This window comes from Pengzhenrongella sp., from assembly GCF_036565025.1.
GTDB lineage: Bacteria > Actinomycetota > Actinomycetes > Actinomycetales > Cellulomonadaceae > Pengzhenrongella.
On sequence record NZ_DATCNW010000273.1, the window covers coordinates 1 to 2,143 of the forward strand.

A 2,143-nucleotide genomic window follows, 5' to 3' on the forward strand; every position below is an offset into this window, starting at 1 on the left:
TCGCCGCGGTGGCCGCCGCGCTGATCGGCTCGCTGCCCGGGCGCGGGGCGCTCGGCTCGTCCCGGGTCGCACCTGGTGCGGGCGAACCCGGTGGACCCGACGGACCCGGAGCACCGCCGACGGCGCCGGTCGGCGCGCCGCCCGCACGCGGATTCTCCGGCGCGTTCTGGTGCTTCTGGGTCGGGCTGATCGCCGCCGTCGCGATCGAGAACGCGACCACGTTCTGGGCCGCCGACCTGCTCATTTCCCGGACGGGCGCGGGCCCCGGCATCGCGACGGGCGCGCTCGCGGGACTCATCGGCGGAATGAGCGCCGCGCGTTTCATTGTCGGTCCGCTGTCCCTGCGGGGTCAGGCGGAAAAGCTTCTGATCATTGCCTTCGTCCTGGCCGGGGCCGGTTGGCTGGTCCTGTGGCTCGCGACGACGACGACGCTCGCCGTGGTCGGTCTGGTCGTCGCGGGCCTCGGCTACGGCGCCCAGTACCCGCTGTCGATCGCCCTCGTGCTACGCGCGTCGGCGGGTCGCCCCGACCAGGCCCAGGCCCGCGCGACGCTGGGCGCCGGCGGGGCGATCGCCGTCGCGCCCTTCCTGCTCGGCGCCCTCGCGGACCGGGTGGGCTCCCACAGTGCATTCCTGCTGGTCCCTGCGCTGATTTCGATCGGCGCTGTGGCCGTCGCGCTCGGATTGCGAAGGGTGCGCAGCGCCGCGAAATCCTGAGCGCCGCGGGCGACGGATTTGTGATCATTCCGTGATAGGGGCGGCGTCTGGTTTACTCTCTTTTCGTACCCGGCAGTTCCGGGTACGCCTGTGGTGGGCCGCCGAATCCCTGCCACCACTGCGGGCACCACGAATTCTCGCTGGCAGGAGCGGGGGACCCACGCATTCGGGCACCGGTCACGGTGTCCTTGGGGTGAAGCCGGTTGCAGTCCCGACCGGCCGGGCGCACTCCCGCCCGAACCCGACAGCTCACCCCGTAGGCGACGGAGAGGTCCGTCCATGCACCCCATCTCTGATCCCGCGCGCCCCGACGCGCCAGACGATCGTTCCGTGCCGCTGTCCAACCTCCCGGCGGGCACCGCCGGAACCCAGCCCCTCGTCCGCCGTCGTTCGGCCCTGGTCCTCGCCACGGCCGTCGCCCTCACCGCCCTCGCCGTCTCGATCCTCGGCGCGACCCCACCGGCCGCGGCCACCACCACGACCCGGATCGCGGCCCTGCAGCCGTTCTCGGTCCCCGCCCCCGCCAACACCTCCTTCGGCTCGCTCGCCAAGTTCGAGAGCGCCAGCTCCACGAAGACCGCCGCGCTGCTGCGCGGCACCCCCCAGCTGAACTCGCTGGCGTGGTCGATCGCGGTCGCGCGGGCCACGTCGGTCGATCCGATGACCAAGGTGACCAACATCAAGACGGGCAAGGTGTGGTATTTCCGGGTGCCCAGCGGCTCGGTGGTGACCACGGGCACCGACAAGCACATGACCGTCGTGCAGCCCGACGGCTACACGGCCTACGAGTGCTACAAGATGACGAAGGTCACCTCGACCTCGTGGACCACGACCTACGTCGTGCAGCAGGACCTGCGCACGAACGGGCTCGCCGGCGGTGCCCGCGCCTCGGGGATCAGCCAGATCATGGGCCTGATCCGCACGCAGGAGGTCGCCAACAAGAAGATCCCGCACACGCTCGCCGTCGGGATCCCCAACTCGATGCTCAAGTACGGGTACGTCTGGCCCGCGCGCGCGCAGGACTCCGACGCGGCGACGGCCTACTCCGGCCCGATCCCGATGGGCTCCATGATGGGCATCCCGCCGAGCGTCGACCTCACCAAGCTCAACCTGAGTCCCGAAGGGCTCGCCCTGGGACACGGCCTGCAGGACTACGGCGCGCACGTCCTGCTGCGGGCCGGGGCGGTCGCCCTGTACGCGGAGCCGCTCGCCGACCAGACGGCCGTGTACCGGATGCGCGTCGACTGGAAGGACAAGCTCTACCCGCTGATGCGCATCATGACGAACAACACCCCGACGACCGTCGGCGGTGGCGGCATCCGCCGCCAGCCCGACGCCCTGCCCCTGAGCTGAGCCCCCTCTCAGGCGTCGACCATGCGCCGAGATAGAGCCGCCGCGTCGAGATAGAGCATTCCAGTGCTCTATCT

2 protein-coding genes and 1 riboswitch are annotated in these 2,143 nt (G+C 71.1%); both genes read left to right on the forward strand.

Annotation, left to right across the window (positions count from 1 at the left end; genetic code table 11):
- A partial coding sequence (locus VIM26_RS15885; RefSeq protein ID WP_331952879.1) for an MFS transporter occupies positions 1-716 on the forward strand: 716 nt, incomplete at its 5' end.
- Positions 717-805: 89 nt separating this feature from the next.
- A riboswitch (cyclic di-AMP (ydaO/yuaA leader) is annotated at positions 806-994 on the forward strand.
- 52 nt (positions 995-1,046) lie between these two features.
- On the forward strand, positions 1,047-2,069 hold the full coding sequence (locus VIM26_RS15890; RefSeq protein ID WP_331952881.1) for a hypothetical protein: 1,023 nt from the start codon (positions 1,047-1,049) through the stop codon (positions 2,067-2,069).
- Positions 2,070-2,143: the final 74 nt, after the last annotated feature.